The organism is Shimia sp. (assembly GCF_041624275.1).
Lineage (GTDB): Bacteria > Pseudomonadota > Alphaproteobacteria > Rhodobacterales > Rhodobacteraceae > Shimia.
This window is the reverse complement of sequence record NZ_JBFJVE010000001.1, coordinates 39,147-55,731: the sequence shown is the minus strand read 5'-3', so window position 1 is coordinate 55,731 and position 16,585 is coordinate 39,147. Positions and strand designations below refer to the sequence as shown.

General features: G+C 66.6%; 13 protein-coding genes. 9 read left to right on the top strand and 4 right to left on the bottom strand.

Annotated features, from left to right (window positions below; genetic code table 11):
* From ABZD10_RS00275 to ABZD10_RS00250, 6 genes are all read left to right on the top strand, one after another.
* Window positions 1–2,093: efflux RND transporter permease subunit (locus ABZD10_RS00275; RefSeq protein WP_372884092.1), on the top strand; the 2,093-nt coding region annotated here is incomplete at its 5' end.
* A gap of 123 nt (window positions 2,094–2,216) precedes the next feature.
* Complete coding sequence (locus ABZD10_RS00270) at window positions 2,217–3,275, top strand: Hint domain-containing protein (RefSeq protein WP_372884091.1); 1,059 nt, start codon at window positions 2,217–2,219, stop codon at window positions 3,273–3,275.
* Between the two features lie 252 nt (window positions 3,276–3,527).
* Window positions 3,528–4,148, top strand: coding sequence for a 30S ribosomal protein S4 (gene rpsD / locus ABZD10_RS00265; protein WP_372884090.1), 621 nt, complete (start codon window positions 3,528–3,530; stop codon window positions 4,146–4,148).
* 240 nt (window positions 4,149–4,388) lie between these two features.
* Complete coding sequence (gene hisC / locus ABZD10_RS00260) at window positions 4,389–5,474, top strand: histidinol-phosphate transaminase (protein ID WP_372884089.1); 1,086 nt, start codon at window positions 4,389–4,391, stop codon at window positions 5,472–5,474.
* On the top strand, window positions 5,471–6,394 hold the full coding sequence (locus tag ABZD10_RS00255; protein ID WP_372884088.1) for a prephenate/arogenate dehydrogenase family protein: 924 nt from the start codon (window positions 5,471–5,473) through the stop codon (window positions 6,392–6,394). The genes hisC and ABZD10_RS00255 overlap by 4 nt, the downstream gene beginning before the upstream one ends.
* Window positions 6,395–6,411: 17 nt before the next feature.
* Entirely contained in the window at window positions 6,412–7,164 is a 753-nt protein-coding gene (locus ABZD10_RS00250) for an extensin family protein (RefSeq protein ID WP_372884087.1), read from the top strand.
* On the opposite strand, the gene ABZD10_RS00245 is transcribed toward ABZD10_RS00250, so the two are convergent.
* Complete coding sequence (locus tag ABZD10_RS00245) at window positions 7,165–8,160, bottom strand: DUF2125 domain-containing protein (protein WP_372884086.1); 996 nt, start codon at window positions 8,158–8,160, stop codon at window positions 7,165–7,167.
* Between the two features lie 65 nt (window positions 8,161–8,225).
* Between ABZD10_RS00245 and ABZD10_RS00240 the strand changes: the two genes are divergently transcribed.
* From ABZD10_RS00240 to ABZD10_RS00230, 3 genes are all read left to right on the top strand, one after another.
* Window positions 8,226–8,756, top strand: coding sequence for a gamma-glutamylcyclotransferase (locus tag ABZD10_RS00240; RefSeq protein WP_372884085.1), 531 nt, complete (start codon window positions 8,226–8,228; stop codon window positions 8,754–8,756).
* A 138-nt stretch (window positions 8,757–8,894) separates the two neighbouring features.
* Window positions 8,895–10,133 (top strand): biopolymer transporter ExbB, encoded by a 1,239-nt coding sequence (locus ABZD10_RS00235; RefSeq protein WP_372884084.1) that lies wholly within the window; start codon window positions 8,895–8,897, stop codon window positions 10,131–10,133.
* A gap of 3 nt (window positions 10,134–10,136) precedes the next feature.
* The gene (locus ABZD10_RS00230; protein WP_372884083.1) at window positions 10,137–12,230 is read left to right on the top strand and encodes a peptidoglycan -binding protein; all 2,094 of its coding nucleotides are present in this window, start codon (window positions 10,137–10,139) and stop codon (window positions 12,228–12,230) included.
* 22 nt (window positions 12,231–12,252) lie between these two features.
* Here the strand turns inward: ABZD10_RS00230 and ABZD10_RS00225 are convergent, their stop codons facing one another.
* The 3 genes from ABZD10_RS00225 to gloB all read right to left on the bottom strand — a co-directional run bounded on the left by ABZD10_RS00225 (window position 12,253) and on the right by gloB (window position 16,473).
* Window positions 12,253–13,155, bottom strand: coding sequence for a M23 family metallopeptidase (locus tag ABZD10_RS00225; RefSeq protein WP_372884082.1), 903 nt, complete (start codon window positions 13,153–13,155; stop codon window positions 12,253–12,255).
* 62 nt (window positions 13,156–13,217) lie between these two features.
* Window positions 13,218–15,539 carry an ATP-dependent Clp protease ATP-binding subunit ClpA gene (gene clpA, locus ABZD10_RS00220; protein ID WP_372884081.1) on the bottom strand — a complete coding sequence of 774 codons (2,322 nt, stop codon included), beginning with the start codon at window positions 15,537–15,539 and terminating at the stop codon, window positions 13,218–13,220.
* Window positions 15,540–15,705: 166 nt separating this feature from the next.
* On the bottom strand, window positions 15,706–16,473 hold the full coding sequence (gloB, locus tag ABZD10_RS00215; protein ID WP_372884080.1) for a hydroxyacylglutathione hydrolase: 768 nt from the start codon (window positions 16,471–16,473) through the stop codon (window positions 15,706–15,708).
* Window positions 16,474–16,585 lie beyond the last annotated feature (112 nt).

The following is a 16,585-nucleotide window of genomic DNA, read 5'->3' as shown; positions in this document are numbered from 1 at the left end:
TGCTGATCGCCATCGGCTGGCGCGAGAGCATCGTGGTGGCCATCGTGATCCCTGTCACCATCCTGCTGACGCTGTTCGCGGCCTGGATCCTTGGCTACACGCTGAACCGGGTGTCGCTTTTCGCGCTGATCTTCTCGATCGGCATCCTTGTCGACGATGCCATCGTGGTGATCGAGAACATCGCCCGCCACTGGGGCATGCCCGGCAAGGGAGACCGGGTCAGCCGCGCCATTCATGCGGTGGCCGAGGTCGGCAACCCGACCATCGTCGCCACGCTGACGGTGGTGGCGGCGCTGCTGCCGATGCTCTTCGTTTCCGGTCTCATGGGGCCCTATATGAGCCCGATCCCGGTCAATGCCTCGGCGGCGATGGTGTTTTCCTTCTTCGTCGCGGTGATCATCACCCCCTGGCTGATGGTCAAGGTCAGCGGCAAGGCGCCGCCCCACCACGCCGACGATAGGGCCCATTCAGGTGGCGCCCTCGGGCGGGCCTATGCGGCGGTCGCCGCGCCGGTTCTGGCCTCCAAGGCGCGGTCGGGCCTGTTCCTGCTGCTGGCGGCGGGCCTGTCCTTCGGTTCCCTGTCGATGCTCTACACCAAGGACGTGACGGTCAAGCTTTTGCCATTCGACAACAAGTCCGAACTGTCGGTGGTGATCGACATGCCCGAGGGCAGCTCGGTCGAGGACACCGATGCCGTCGCTCAGGCGGTGGCGCGCCGCGTGCTGGACCTGCCCGAGGTGCTGTCGGTGCAGACCCATGCCGGCGATGCGGCGCCTTTCAACTTCAACGGGCTGGTGCGGCACTATTACCTGCGGGAAATGCCGCATCTGGGCGATGTGCAGATCAATCTCGATGCCAAGCATCACCGCGAGCGCACCAGCCACGAGATCGCGCTGGACATCCGCGACCGGCTTTCCGGGCTCGATCTGCCGCCGGGCACCAGCCTCAAGACCGTCGAGCCGCCCCCCGGACCGCCGGTGATCTCGACCCTGCTGGCCGAGGTCTACGGCCCCGATGGCGAAAGTCGCCGCGCCACGGCGCGCAAAATTCGCGAGGCCTTTGAAAGCGTGGCTTTCATCGTCGATGTCGACGACAGTTTCGGCCTTCAGCCGCGCAAGCTCGGGGCCCGCATCCTGCCCGATCAGCTCGAGTTCTTCGGGGTCCAGGAAGAGGATGTGTTCTCGACCCTTGCCCTGCTCAACCACGGTTCGGTGGTCGGCTATTCGCATCGCGGCGAGGGCCGCTACCCGATCCCGATCCGGGTCGAGCGTGACAAGGCGGGCAGGGTGGTCGACGAACGCTTTCTGTCGACCCCGGTGCCGGCCAACGTGCTGCCCGGCGCGCGCGGGGTGGTCGAACTGGGCGACGTGGTCGAGATCGTCGAAAGCCGCGCCTCCTTCCCGATCTTCCGCCACAACGGCCGCGCCGCCGAGATGGTCATGGCCGAACTGGCCGGCAGCTACGAAAGCCCGCTCTACGGCATGATCGCGGTCGCCGATGCGCTGGACCGGATGGACTGGAGCCAAGGGCAGAAGCCGCAGATCAAGCTGATGGGCCAGCCGGCAGATGAGTCGCATCCCACGTTGCTGTGGGACGGCGAATGGGAGGTCACGGCGATCACCTTCCGCGACATGGGGGCGGCCTTTGCGGTGGCGCTCTTGGGGATCTACATCCTGGTGGTGGCGCAGTTCGGCTCGTTCCGCCTGCCGCTGGTGGTGCTGACCCCGGTGCCGCTGACCTTTCTTGGCATCATGCTGGGCCACTGGTGGCTGGGGGCGCCATTTTCGGCGCCCTCGATGATCGGTTTCATCGCCCTGGCCGGGATCATCGTGCGCAACTCGATCCTGCTGGTCGATTTCATCCGCCATGCCGACCGGGCCGGAAAGACCGAGCTGGAAATCCTGATCGACGCCGGGGCGATCCGCTTCAAGCCGATCCTGCTGACGGCGGTGGCGGCGATGATCGGCGCCGGGGTGATCCTGTTCGATCCGATCTTCCAGGGGCTGGCGATCTCGCTGCTGTTCGGCCTGCTCAGCTCGACCCTGCTCACGGTGCTGGTGATCCCGGCGATCTACCGCGTGTTCAAGACCTGACTGCCGGGGGCGGCGCGCTGCCGCCCCCGGTTCCCGTCACATTTCCTTCACGGGACTCTTTTCACAGCGAATCACCTCTGGTATCCTGATCGGCAATAAGAACAATTGGCAGGTAACCGGGCAATGAAAACGGGCTTTCGAGGCACGTTCGTCATCTCTTGGTCGCAGACAGAGATAGAGGGTGTCGCGGCCGCACCGACAGAGGCGCTGGAAACCGGCGTGGTGTGGTCCTGGCGTGGCGACGCGGTGCGTGTGGACGGCCCGTCGGACCTGTTGAGTCTGGATCAGGCGGAAGGCGAGGCCAATATCCGCAAACGGGCGGCGCGCATGGTGCGCCGGCTGGTCGGCGCGGCCATCGACACGGGTCGCAAGCCCGAAGAGATCGAAATCGAAGAACCGCTGATGGACGGCGGCTTCGTGGTCACCAATGGCGCGCAGAGCTATTCGGTCACCGTGATCGAGGTCGCGGGCAGCCGGCCGCTGCTGATGTTCCTCGACGAGATGCCGCCGCAGAATCAGGATCTGTGGGTGGTGCATCACAGCATGGGCGCGGTCCTGAAGACCCGCGAGCCGGGCCGGGGCGGGGTCATCTGTTTCACCCCGGGAACCGAGATTCTCACCCCCCAGGGCCCGCGCCGGATCGAGGATCTGCGCGAAGGCGACAGGGTGCAGACCAAGGACAACGGCGCCGAAGAGATCTGCTGGATCGGGCGCCGACACATGTCGGGGGCCCGTCTGTTCGCGATGCCAAGGCTGCGCCCGGTGCGCATACGCGCCGGTGCTTTCGGCATCGCGCGCCCCGAACGCGAACTCGTGGTGTCGCCGGGGCACCGGATGCTGGTGCGCGGCCATGCGGCGCGGGCACTGTTCAACACCTCCGAAGTCTTGGTCGCGGCGCGCGAGTTGATCGACAATGCCGGGGTGGCGGTCGATTACAGCCTGCGCGAGGTGACCTATATCCACCTGATGCTGCCGCGCCATCAGATCCTCTGGGCCAACGGTGTCGAAACCGAAAGCTTCCACCCGGCCAGTGCGGCGCTGTCGACGCTGGAGCAGCGCGATCACGACCGCCTGATGCGCGCGATGCCCGGACTGGATGCCGACCCCGAAAGCTATGGCGCCCATGCCCGGCGCAACCTCAGCGCCAGCGAAGCGGCGATCCTGATGCACGAGGCCGCCTGAGCGCCGCCCGATGGCGCCCCCCCCACACACGCGCCTATCCGCGCCGGGGGGGCACGCCAGCGCTTGACACCCCCGCAGACTCCTGTATATGCGCCCCTTCATTGGTGTTGGTGGCCCCCGCGAGGGGATGCCTGTCATGTCGGCCAAATCCGGCAAGAGGACAACGCCCTTCGAACCTGCGATTGCGGCCCGGAAAGTGGGAACCGGTTTTCGGACCAAGCCGCGAAGCACCACAACTGAAGGAGATCAGCCGTGACCAAACGCACTGCTGCCAAGTACAAAATCGATCGCCGCATGGGCGAAAACATCTGGGGTCGCCCCAAATCCCCCGTCAACCGTCGTGAATACGGCCCCGGCCAGCACGGTCAGCGCCGCAAGGGCAAACTGTCGGACTTCGGTCTGCAGCTGCGCGCCAAGCAGAAGCTGAAAGGCTACTACGGCGACCTGACCGAGAAACAGTTCCGCCGCATCTACGGCGAAGCCGAGCGCGTCAAGGGCGACACCGGTGAAAACCTGATCGGCCTGCTGGAAAGCCGCCTCGACGCCGTCGTCTACCGCGCCAAGTTCGTGCCGACCGTCTTTGCCGCCCGCCAGTTCGTCAACCACGGCCACGTGAAGGTCAACGGCAAGCGCGTCAACATCCCGTCCTACCGCGTCAAGGAAGGCGACGTGATCGAGGTTCGCGACAAGTCCAAGCAGATGGCCGTGCTGCTCGAAGCCGTGCAACTGCCCGAGCGTGACGTGCCCGACTATATCGACGCCGACCACTCGAAAATGACCGCCACCTTCGTGCGCACCCCCGGCCTGTCGGACGTGCCCTATCCGGTGGTCATGGAACCGAACCTCGTGGTCGAATTCTACGCCAAGAACTAAGCCTGCCCGGCCGGTTCGGTGCCGGTCGACAGCATGGCCAGGAAAAGCCGCCCGCCAACGGGCGGCTTTTTGCGTTTCGCCATGCCATGTCCGCCGCGTGCCGGGCTGGCGGCCCGGCCCGTGCCCGGTGGGCGCCCGGTGCGTGACCGCAAAAGCGCAGGTTGAACATCAGGCCATTTCCGAGCTTTCCAAGCCCGGACGCCACGGATAGAACCCGTCTCGAAGCAGGAGTTTTCAGGTATGGCTGGTATCAAACCGCAACCCGGTATTATGGACATCGAGCTCTACGTGGGCGGCAAGGCCACGGTGGAAGGGGTGTCGGACGTCGTCAAGCTGTCGTCCAACGAAAACCCCTATGGCTGTTCGGATGCCGCCAAGGCCGCGCATGCCAAGTCCGGGCACAATCTGCATCGTTACCCGTCGACCGATCATGCCGAGCTGCGGGCGCTGATCGGCGAGGTGCACGGTCTGGACCCGGCGCGGATCATCTGCGGCGCCGGCTCGGACGAGATCCTGCAATTCATCGCCCAGGGCTATGCCGGTCCGCGCGACGAGGTGATCTATACCGAGCACGGGTTCTCGATGTATCCGATCCTGGCGCGGGCCGCCGGGGCGACGCCGGTCAAGGTGGCCGAGGCCGAGCGGGTGGTCGATGTCGACGCGATCCTCGCCGCCTGCACCAAGAAGACCCGGATCGTCTTTATCGCCAACCCCGGCAACCCCACCGGCACCATGCTGGGCGCGGACGAGCTCGCGCGGCTGGCCGACAATCTGCCCGAGGGCGTGCTGCTGGTGCTTGACGGGGCCTATGCCGAGTTCGTCGAGGACTTTGACGGCGGCGCGGCGCTGACCGAGACCCGCAGCAACGTGGTGATGACGCGCACCTTTTCCAAGATCTACGGGCTTGGCGGCCTGCGCATCGGCTGGGGCTATGGCCCGCAGGAGATCATCGATGTGCTGAACCGCCTGCGCCAGCCCTTCAACCTGTCGACGGTGCAGCTGAGCGTGGCCGAGGCGGCGATGCGCGATCAGGACTTCATCGCCAAATGCCGCGAGGACAATGCCCGCATGCGCAGCTGGCTCTCCGAGGCGCTGGCCGAGATCGGCGTGCGTTCGGATACATCCTTCGCCAACTTCATCCTTGCCCGTTTCGCGAACCGGGCCGAGGCCGAAGCCTGTGACGACTATCTCAAAAGCCAGGGGCTGATCGTGCGCCGGGTGGCGGGCTATGGCCTGCCGCATTGCCTGCGCATCACGATCGGCGATGAATCCAGCTGCCGCCGGGTGGCCCATGCCGTGGCCCAGTTCAAGGGGGGCGCGACATGAGCCGTCCGATCTATGACCGCGTGGCGCTGATCGGGCTCGGCCTGATCGCGTCTTCGATGTTCTGGGCCATGAAACGCGGCGGGCTGGCGGCGGAAGTCACCGGCTATGCGCGCAGCGCGCAAACCCGCGACACCGCGCGCCGGATCGGCCTTTGCGACCGGGTCTGCGACAGCGTCGTCGAGGCCGTGCAAGACGCCGACCTGGTGGTGCTCTGCGTGCCGGTTGGCGCCATGGGGCAGGTGGCGCAGGACATCGCGCCGGTTCTGAAACCCGGCGCCACGGTCACCGATGTCGGATCGGTCAAGCGCGCGGTGATCGAGGCGGTGGCACCGCATCTGCCCGAGAACGTCGAATTCATCCCCGGCCACCCGCTGGCCGGGACCGAGCATTCCGGTCCCGAAAGCGGCTTTGCCGAATTGTACGACAACCGCTTCTGCCTGCTGGTGCCGACCGAGGGCAGCGACCCCGAGGCAGTGCTGCGCCTGCGCCGGCTGTGGGAGGGGATGGGCGCCAATGTCGAGGAAATGGACGCCGACCACCACGATCTGGTGCTGGCGGTGACCAGCCACGCACCGCACCTGATCGCCTATACGATGGTCGGCGTCGCCGACGACCTGCGCCGCGTGACCGACAGCGAGGTGATCAAGTATTCGGCCGCCGGTTTCCGCGACTTCACCCGTATCGCGGCTTCGGATCCGACCATGTGGCGCGACGTCTTCCTCAACAACAAGGATGCGACGCTGGAAATCCTCGGCCGGTTCACCGAAGAGCTTTTCGCCCTGCAACGGGCGATCCGCACCGGCGACGGCGATCACCTGTTCGACTATTTCACCCATACCCGGGCCATCCGGCGCGGCATCATCGAGGCCGGCCAGGACACCGACGCGCCGGATTTCGGACGCGGCGCCAAGGCACCGTGAGGCGCCGGGCGGGGCTGTTGGCGGCCTTGCTTCTGGCGCTGGCCGGCCCCGCCGCGCTGGCCGATGCGCCGGCCGCATCGCTGCGCCCGGTGGCGCGCGAAGACGTCTTTCCCGTGGCATTGCCCAGTTTCGCGCCGGCGCGTTCGCTGCGGCCGATGCGCCGCCCGCAAAGGGTCGAGCAGGCCGCCGCGCGCCGCAGCAACGCTGCACGGGCCCCAGCCCGGTCGGACAGGGCGGGCCCCATCGGCGCGATCTGCGGCGACCGCAGCCTGCGCGGCCAGAACGTGGGCCCGGTGCCGGCGCAGCGCGACGGTTGCGGCATTCGCCAGGGCGCGGTGCGGCTTCATGCGGTGGGCGATGTGCGCCTGAGCCGGCCGGCGCTGATGGAATGCGACACCGCGCGGGCCCTGAAAACCTGGATCGAAACCGGCATGGCCCCGTCGGTGGGCGGCTATGGCAACGGTGTCGGTGAAGTTAAGGTCGCCGCCGGCTATGCCTGCCGGACCCGCAATTCGCGCCCCGGCGCGCGGGTTTCGGAACATGGCAAGGGCCGGGCGATCGACATTTCCGCCTTCCGTCTCAAGAGTGGCGCCACGATCAGCGTGCGCGACGACTGGGGGCAGGGCACCAAGGGGCGGATCCTGAAGAACATGCACAAAAGCGCCTGCGGCACTTTCGGCACGGTGCTGGGCCCCGAGTCCGATCGCTACCACAAGGACCATTTCCACTTTGATATCGCCCGCCATCGCGGCGGCGCCTATTGTCGCTAGTCAGCGCAGCACCAGGCGCGGTGCCGGGGCGATGGCGACCGGGCCGATCCGGGTGGCGCCGTTCCTGAAGTTCAAGGGAATATCCAGCCGTTGCGGATTGCCGGCCAGACCCGACAGCAGTTCCAGCCCGCCGACGATGGCGTCGAGCACCCCGGGCGGGATCTGGCCCGAGCCCCGCGCGATGGCGACGATCTCGCGCCAGTTGGTGGCCCGCAGGGTGATCTCTCCGACCGGGTAGCCTGCGGGCGACACCGTGACCCGGCCCGCCGCATGCAGTTCGAGATCGCCCCAGACGATCTCGGCCTTTCTGATCTCGATCCATTCGGGCTGCGGGCGCGCCTCTTCCAGCGCCCGCCGGTCCCAGGCGCGGTCGAACCCGGCGACCAGATCGGCCTCGATGGTCTTGAAACGGTGCGGCAGCGGATGGCCGTTTGACAGCGGCGTCGCGGTCGACGGCGCAAAGCCGACCGCGCTCAGCGCGAACCGATAGCTGTGGGCGGTCTCGGGGGCCCGGTGCAGCGCCAGTTGCAGGCTGTCCGCCGCCACCGCCCAGCCGGCATCCGAGCGCAGGCCAAGCGCCGCCACGGCGAGATTGCTGCGCTCGAGCGGCAGCGAAGGATCGGCGCCCAGCACCACCGAGGCCTTCATGTCCTCGCTCGAGATGGCGATCTTCTGATCGGGAAAGGCCAGTTGCTGCCGGTCGGGCCAGATCGCGATCAGGTGGTTGGGCCGGTAGCTGAGCGAAAGCAGCTGGAAGAAGGGCGCCGACCAGGCCACGCCGGTCTCGGGATCGGCAAGTGCGATGTCGTCGAAGGTGGTGTCGAAACGGTTGGGAAAACCGGCCACCGAAATCTCCGATTGCTCGGCCAGCCAGCCTTCGGACTGGCGGGCGTCGAACCACTGCTCAAAACCGTTCCTTGCCGCCTTGGCACCGACGAACCAATAGCCGGACCATCCCAGCGCGGCGATCAGGATCACACTTAGCAGACGTTTCATCTTCAGGCCCTTTTCCCGGTGGCGCGATTGGTGTTTAACCGCGCAAAAGGACGAGGGCCAGAGAGTTGACGATGTGGGTATTCGGATATGGTTCGCTTTTGTGGAACCCGGGCTTTGCCTATCGCGAAAAGGCGGTGGCGACCCTGCCGGGCTGGCACCGCAGTTTCTGCATGCGCTCGATCCATCACCGCGGCACCGAAGAACGGCCGGGCCTGGTGCTGGCGCTGGACGCCGAAGAGGGCGCCCATTGCCAGGGGCTGGCGCTGCTGGTCGAGGAAGGGCACGAAGAACAGACCCTTGCCGACCTGCGCGAGCGCGAGCTGATCTCCTCGGCCTATCTGGAAAGGCGGCTGCACGTCGAACTGGCGGACGGGCGCCGGGTCGAGGCGCTGACCTATGTCATCGACCCGCATCACGTGCAGTATTGCCATCTCGAGCTTGAGGAACAGGCCCGGATCATCGCCACCGCCGTCGGCGGGCGCGGGCCCAATACCGAGTATCTGCACAACACCGCTGCCCATCTCGGCGAATTGGGCATCGAGGATGCGGATCTCGACTGGCTGTCGGCGCGGGTCCGGGGGCTGACCGCCGGCTGAGCGGGTTTTCAAGGCCTGCGCCGGGCTATGGTTGGCCCAAAGCGGTGAAAACGGCCGCGGTCGTCATAAAACCTTGGCAGGTGGCACCCGACTGAGTAGGGTGACGACAGAAAAAACAATGTGTCAGGAGCTGTCCAGATGGAGCAGCCGGACCGCGAAGTCGAGCCGCATTTCTCTCATCCTTTCCGCCAGATCATCATGATGCTGGTGGCGTTGGGCCTGACCGGGCTGCTGGTCTATGTCGCCCTGCCCAACGTCTTGCCCGTGTTCGAGGCCAACCCCTATCTCAACGGGTTCATCGCCTTCGTCTTCCTGATCGGTGTCATGGCCTGTTTCGGGCAGGTGCTGTCGCTGATTTCCAGCGTCCGCTGGATCGAGAACTTCACCGCCGAACGCGAAGGCGGCGATGTCGCCAGCGCGCCGTCGCTGCTGGCGCCGCTGGCGGCCCTTTTGGGCGCGCGCGGCGCGCGCAGCCAGATCGGCACCGCCTCGACCCGGTCGATCCTGGATTCGGTCGCCACCCGTATCGACGAAGGGCGCGAGATCACGCGCTATATCGTCAACCTGCTGATCTTTCTCGGCCTTCTCGGCACGTTCTACGGTCTGGCCACCACCGTGCCGGCCGTGGTCGACACCATCCGCAGCCTCGCCCCGCAGGAAGGCGAGGGCGGGGTCGAGGTGTTCTCGCGGCTGATGACCGGCCTCGAGGCGCAGCTTGGCGGCATGGGCATCGCCTTTGCCTCGTCGCTGCTGGGGCTCGCCGGCTCGCTGATCGTCGGGCTGCTGGAACTGTTCGCCGGTCATGGCCAGAACCGATTTTACCGCGAACTCGAGGAATGGCTGAGCACGATCACGCGGGTCAGCTTTTCCAGCGGCGACGGCGATGGCAGCCTCGAACAGACCGCCATCGCCAATCTTCTGGACCACATGGGCCAGCAGATGGAAGCGCTTCAGATGATGTTCACCCAGACCGACATCAGCCGCTCGATGGTCGACGAGAAACTGGGCAACCTGGCCAGCGCGATTGACCGCATGGCCGACCGGATGGAGACCCAGGCGCCGACGACGCAGGCGCTGTTGCGGGTCGCCGAAGGTCAGGAACGCCTGATCCACACGCTCGAGGTGCAGGGTGAGAACGACGGCGGCATCGACGCCGAAAGCCGCATGCGGCTGCGCTCGATCGACGTCCAGATGCTGCGCATTCTCGAAGAGATTTCCGCAGGCCGTCAGGAAAGCATGGCCGAGCTGCGCACCGACATCGCGGCGGTGACCAAGCTGCTGCGACAGGCGACCCGTGGCACGCGCCAGGTCAAAGAGCCGGTCGCGCGGGTGGTGGCGCATCCGCGCAATCCCGACGCGGGCGGCGAGGGGGGCTGATTCATGGCCCTGTCGCGGCGTACAGGACAGCGGTTTCAGGCTTCCATCTGGCCGGGTTTCGTCGATGCGATGACCGGTCTGCTGCTGGTGCTGATGTTCGTGCTGACCATCTTCATGGTGGTGCAGTTCGTTCTGCGCGAGACCATATCCGGCCAGGAAAGCGAACTCGATGCCCTGTCGGCCGAGGTCGCGGCGCTGGCTCAGGCGCTGGGGCTCGAACGCGAGCGCAGCGCCGAGCTGACCAGCCAAACGGGCGCCCTGCGGGCCACCCTGGCCGACGAACGCGCCGATGCCGAGCGTCAGGCAAGCCTGATCGCCAGCCTCAATGCCAGCCTCGCCGCGCGCGAGGGGGACCTGGCCGAGGCCCGGACCCGGATCAGCAGTTTCGAGGCCCAGGTCGCGGCCCTGCTGGCAGAGCGCAGCACCGCATTGGGCACGATCGCCGAGCTTGAAGACGTGCGCGATCAGCTGCTGAGCGAGCAGCAGGCGCTGAACCTGGCGCTGGCCACGGCCCGGAACGAGATCGATGCCCAGACCGAGGCGGCGCGGCTGGCGGCGGCGCGGCGCGAGGCGCTCGAGGCGCTGATCGCCGACCTCAACCGTCAGAACGCAGAGCGTCAGGCCGCCAATGCGATTCTGACCGCGCGGGTGAGCGAACTCGAGACCGCGCTCAGCGACGAAGAGGTGGCGCGGCTGGCCGAAGCCGCCGCCGCCGAAGCCCTGCGAAAGAAATTGCAGGACGCCGATACCGAGCTGACGGCGATGACACTGGCGCTCGAAGAACAGCGGCGGCGGGCCGAAGAGACGTTGACCATGCTGGCGGCTGCCGAGGCGGCGCGGGATGATCTGACCGAGAAACTGGCGGCGGCGCTGCTGGCCGGAGAGGCGGTCGAGCTGGATCTGGCCGAGACCCTTCTGGCGCTCGAGACCCAGCGGCAGGCCGCGCAGCAGCGAAACGCCGAGGCGCAGGCGAGCGAGGCTGCGCTGGAGACAGCTCTGGGGCGGCTGGAGGCGAAAGAAGATGAACTGACGGCAGCCCGCGACGAACTGGCGCGCAAGCTGGCGGAGCTGGTGGCCTTGCAGGCGGCGCTGGACGCGGCCCGGGCCGAGCAGGGCACGCAGCAAAAGCGGGAAAGCACCCTTTCGGCCGATCTCGAGGCCACCCGCGCGCAGCTTGCCGCGGCGATCGCGGCGCGGCTGGCGGCCGAGACCGAAGCCGGTGACGCCGAGGCGGTGCGCAGACAGCTTGCGGCGGCGCTGGCCGCCAAGCTGGCGGCCGAGCAGGGGCGGGACGAAAGCATGACCGCCGCCGAAGAACGCGAGGCTCTCTTGGCCACCGCCAATCGGGCACTGGCCGAAGAAGAGGCGCGTTTCGCCGAAAGCCAGCGCGAGGTTGCACTGCTGAATCAGCAGGTCGCGGCACTGCGCAGCCAGCTGTCGAGCCTGCAGGCGCTGCTTGACGATTCCAAGGCACGGGACGCGGCGGCCCAGGTGCGGTTGCAGACCCTTGGCAGCGATCTCAACACGGCGCTGGCGCGCGCCGCGGCCGAGGAACGCCGGCGGCGCGAGCTGGAAGAGGCCGAACGCAAGCGGCTCGAGGCCGAAAGGCTGCGCCTAAAGGCCGAGGCCAAGGATCTCGAGAAATTCCGCTCCGAATTCTTCGGGCGTCTGCGCGACGTGCTTGCCGATCAGGAAGGGGTGCGCATCGTCGGCGACCGCTTTGTCTTCTCCTCCGAGGTGCTGTTCGACATCGGCAGCGCCACCCTGTCGCCCGAGGGCGAGGGCGAGATCGCCAAGGTCGCGGCGATATTGCAGCGGGTGGCCAAGGATATTCCGCCCGGCATCGACTGGATCATCCGGGTCGACGGTCACACCGACGATCAGGCGTTTTTCAGCGCCGGCAAATACGCCGACAACTGGGAGCTGAGCCAGGGGCGGGCGCTGTCGGTCGTGCGCTATATGTCCGAGGTTCTCGACATTCCGCCGGGGCGCCTGTCGGCCAACGGTTTCGGCGAGTTCCAGCCTCTGGATCCGGCCGATACCGCCGAGGCCCGGGCCCGCAACCGGCGTATCGAGATCAAGCTGACCGAACGCTGACCCGCCGCTGCGAAGACCCGGTTTATTCGACCACCAGTGTCAGGCTGGCGTGATCATAGGCGGCGCCGTCGCGCATCAGGGTCACCTGACCCAGATAGGCCCCGGTCGGCCAGCCGCCGGCGGGGCGTTTCTTTCCGGCGGCGCGGAAATACAGCGCCTGAGTCCGGCTCAGCGTGGCGTCGTGATCAAAGCTGAACCCCTCGGGGCCGGTGATGCGGAGCGTGACCCTGTCACCGGCGCGGCTGCCGAAACCCTGCGCGAAGAGCACCAGCGCCGGGGCGTCCGCCGACAGGCTCTGGCGGCCTGCGGCGCCGGACTTCACCGCCGCGAATGACGGCACGCCGGTCTCGAAGCCGAGCCGCACCAGCCCCCCGGCCGTGTAGCCCGGCGGGCTGCGCCAAAGCGCACCGCCCGCGTCGCCCCGGCAGCTTTGGTCCGGCCCCGAGGGCGCGAAAGGGTCGACCACCACCCCGTTGTGGCGCAGCGACATGTGCAGATGCGGGAATTCGGTCTTGCCGCTGAGGCCGACCTGCCCCAGCACCTGCCCGGCGAGCACTCGCTGCCCCGGCGAAACGGCAACCGTGCCGCGTTTCATGTGGCAGTACTGGGTGACCCAGCCGTCGCCGTGGTCGATGGCAAGCCCATTGCCGCATTCGCGCCCGCGCACCGTCTCGGCGGTGTCTTGGGAATAGCCGAGGTCGGCCATGCCGTCGCGGCTGGCGGCCACCACGCCTGCGGCGGCGGCGCGCACGGCGACGCCGCGCTGCATGTCGCGCAGGGTGGGCAGGGCGAAATCGGTCCCCTTGTGGCCGTCATAGGTCAGCCCGCCACAGGCGAAATCGGCGGCGGCAAGCGAGGGGTCGTTGTCGACGTAGTTCTGGATATAGCAGGTCTCGCCCAAAACGCAGTCGACGGGCTGGTCCAAAACGGGTGCGCCCGCAGCCGGGAAAGCTGCGAGCGCATAAATCGTCAGGATCGCGCGGGCGATCATTCCGCGGTGAGCAGCGGTGGCTTGTTGCCGGTGATGCGCGGCTTGTCGGGGCCGCTGAGCTCGAGCTTCAGCGCGTCGCCCTTCACCGTCACCTTGACCACACCGCCCTTGGCGAGCTTGCCGAACAGCAGCTCCTCGGCGAGCGGTTTCTTGATATGCTCCTGGATCACGCGGGCCAGAGGGCGGGCGCCCATCTTGTCGTCGTAACCGCGCTCGCCCAGCCATTCGGCGGCCTTGGGGGTCAGCTCGATGGTCACATTGCGATCCATCAGCTGCGCCTCGAGTTGCAGCACGAACTTCTCGACCACGCGCATGATGACCTTCTTGGACAGCGGCGCGAAGGAAATCACCGCATCCAGCCGGTTGCGGAATTCCGGCGTGAAGGTGCGCTCGATGGCGGCGGTGTCTTCGCCCTCGCGGCGGTCACGGCCGAAGCCGATCGCCGATTTGGCCTGTTCCATGGCGCCGGCATTCGAGGTCATGATCAGGATCACGTTGCGGAAATCCACGGTGCGCCCGTTGTGATCGGTCAGCGAGCCGTGATCCATCACCTGCAACAGGATGTTGTAGACATCCGGATGCGCCTTTTCGATCTCGTCGAGCAGCAGCACGCAATGCGGATGCTGGTCGACCCCGTCGGTCAGCTGCCCGCCCTGGTCGAAGCCGACATAGCCCGGCGGGGCGCCGATCAGGCGGCTGACCGCGTGTTTCTCCATGTATTCCGACATGTCGAAGCGCAGCAGTTCCACGCCCAGCGTGTCGGCAAGCTGTTTGGCGACCTCGGTCTTGCCGACCCCGGTCGGCCCGGCGAAAAGATAGTTGCCGATCGGTTTCTCGGGCTCGCGCAGCCCGGCGCGCGCCAGTTTGATGGCGCTCGACAGGGCCTCGATGGCCGGATCCTGGCCGAAGACGACGCGTTTCAGCGACCGCTCGAGATCTTTCAGAACCTCGGCATCGTCCTTCGACACGTTCTTGGGCGGGATGCGGGCGATCTTGGCGACCACGGCTTCGATCTCCTTGACGCCGATGGTCTTGCGGCGCTTGGAAGCCGTTACCAGATGCTGCGCCGCGCCGGCCTCGTCGATGACGTCGATCGCCTTGTCGGGCAGCTTGCGGTCATTCATGTAGCGCGCCGACAGCTCGACGGCGGTCTTGATCGCCTCGGCGGTGTATTTGACGCTGTGATGCTCTTCGAAATAGGGTTTCAACCCCTTGAGGATCTTGATCGTGTCCTCGACCGATGGCTCTGAGATGTCGATCTTCTGGAACCGGCGGCTGAGGGCGCGGTCCTTTTCGAAATGCTGGCGGAACTCCTTGTAGGTGGTCGATCCCATGCAGCGCAGCTTGCCGCCCTGCAGGGCCGGCTTCAGCAGGTTCGAGGCATCCATCGCGCCGCCCGAGGTGGCGCCGGCGCCGATCACGGTGTGAATCTCGTCGATGAACAGCACCGCGTCGGGGTGTTCCTCGAGTTCAGAGACCACCGCCTTCAGCCGTTCCTCGAAATCGCCGCGATAGCGGGTGCCGGCAAGCAGCGCCCCCATGTCGAGCGAATAGATCGTGGTCTTGGACAGCACCTCGGGGGTCTCGCCCGAGACGATCTGATGCGCCAGCCCCTCGGCGATGGCGGTCTTGCCGACCCCGGGGTCACCGACCAGAAGCGGGTTGTTCTTGCGGCGGCGGCACAGCACCTGGATACAGCGCTCGACCTCTTCGCCGCGCCCGATCAGCGGATCGACGTCGCCCTTGCGGGCCTTGGCGTTGAGATCGACGCAGTATTTCGCCAGCGCGCTTTCCTTCTTGTCGCCCTCGGTGGCGTCGACGGTCTGGCTTTCTTCTTCCTCGGCGCCGGTGATCGGCCGGCTTTCGCCGAAGGCCGGATCCTTGGCCACGCCATGGGCGATGTAATTGACCGCGTCATAGCGGGTCATGTCCTGCTCCTGCAGGAAATAGGCGGCGTTGGATTCGCGTTCGGCAAAGATCGCCACCAGCACATTGGCGCCGGTGACCTCGGTGCGGCCCGAAGACTGCACGTGGATCGCGGCGCGCTGAATGACGCGCTGGAAGGCGGCGGTCGGCACCGCCTCCGAGCCCTCGATGTCGGTCACGAGGTTGGACAGGTCGTCGTCGATGAACTCGACCAGCGTGCTGCGCAGCTCGTCAAGGTCGACGCTGCAGGCGCGCATCACGCGCACCGCATCGGGTTCTTCCAGCAATGCCAGAAGCAGGTGTTCGAGCGTGGCGAATTCGTGGCGGCGCGCATTGGCCTGCGCCAGCGCCGCATGAATGGCCTGCTCCAGGGTGGTCGAGAATGAAGGCACTGCTCCGGTGCTCCTTCTGGTTCTGGGTTGGCGGGATGCGAGACCCCTCACAACCATGGCCTCATACTTATAAAGTTTGGTCTATCTGGGCCGGTCTTCAAGCTCTTTCTTCGGAATTCCCTTCACATTTGCAGGATTTAGCCGAATTAGATGAGATCATAGTACACTAAAAATTGTCTTTACGCTTGCGAATTTCTGCAAATACGTGTTCCGGGTCCGCCCCGGTCATTCCCAGATGCCGCGCCACTTCTGGGGCCGTGGCGCGCAGGAAGGGATTGCTGTCCAGCTCTTCGGACAGCCGCGAGGGCACGGTCGGCCGCCCTGCCGCGCGGGCCGCGGCAATGGCTTCGATCCGGGCGGCAAGCGCGGGGTTGTCGGGATCGACGGTCTTGGCGAAGCGGGCGTTGGCCTCGGTGTATTCGTGGCCCGAGCAGACAAGGGTCTCGGCGGGCAGTGCGGCGAGTTTGCAGAGCGAGGCCCACATCATCGCCGGATCACCCTCGAACAGGCGGCCGCAGCCCATGGCCATGAGGCTGTCGGCGGTGAAGACGGCCCCCGCGTTCGGCAGGTAAAAGGCGATATGGCCCAGCGTGTGCCCGGGCACCTCGAGCACCTCGACCGGCTCGCTGCCGACAAGGAAACCGTCGCCCTCGGCGACCTCGAGGTCCAGCGGCGGCAGCCGGTGGGCATCGGCCTTGGCGCCGATGACCTGCGCCGGGTGCGCCTCGAGCAGGGCCGGCAGCCCGTCGACATGATCCCAGTGATGATGGGTAAGCAGCACCTGGCCAAGGGTCCATCCCCGGGCGGCGAGGGCCTCGGAAATCACTGCGGCGTCCGGCACGTCGACCACTGCGGTGGCGCCACTGTCGGCATCGTGCAGAAGAAAGCAGTAGTTGTCGGACAGGCAGGGCAGGGTGACGATTTCGAGAGGCATGGAGTTTCGCTTTTTGCTTGCTATGGTGTGGCCGGGATGTATCGGGTCCGATCCGCATCGGCGGCCGGGGTCGATACGCTCACGACATTATAGGTTCCGCGCGTTTCACGCC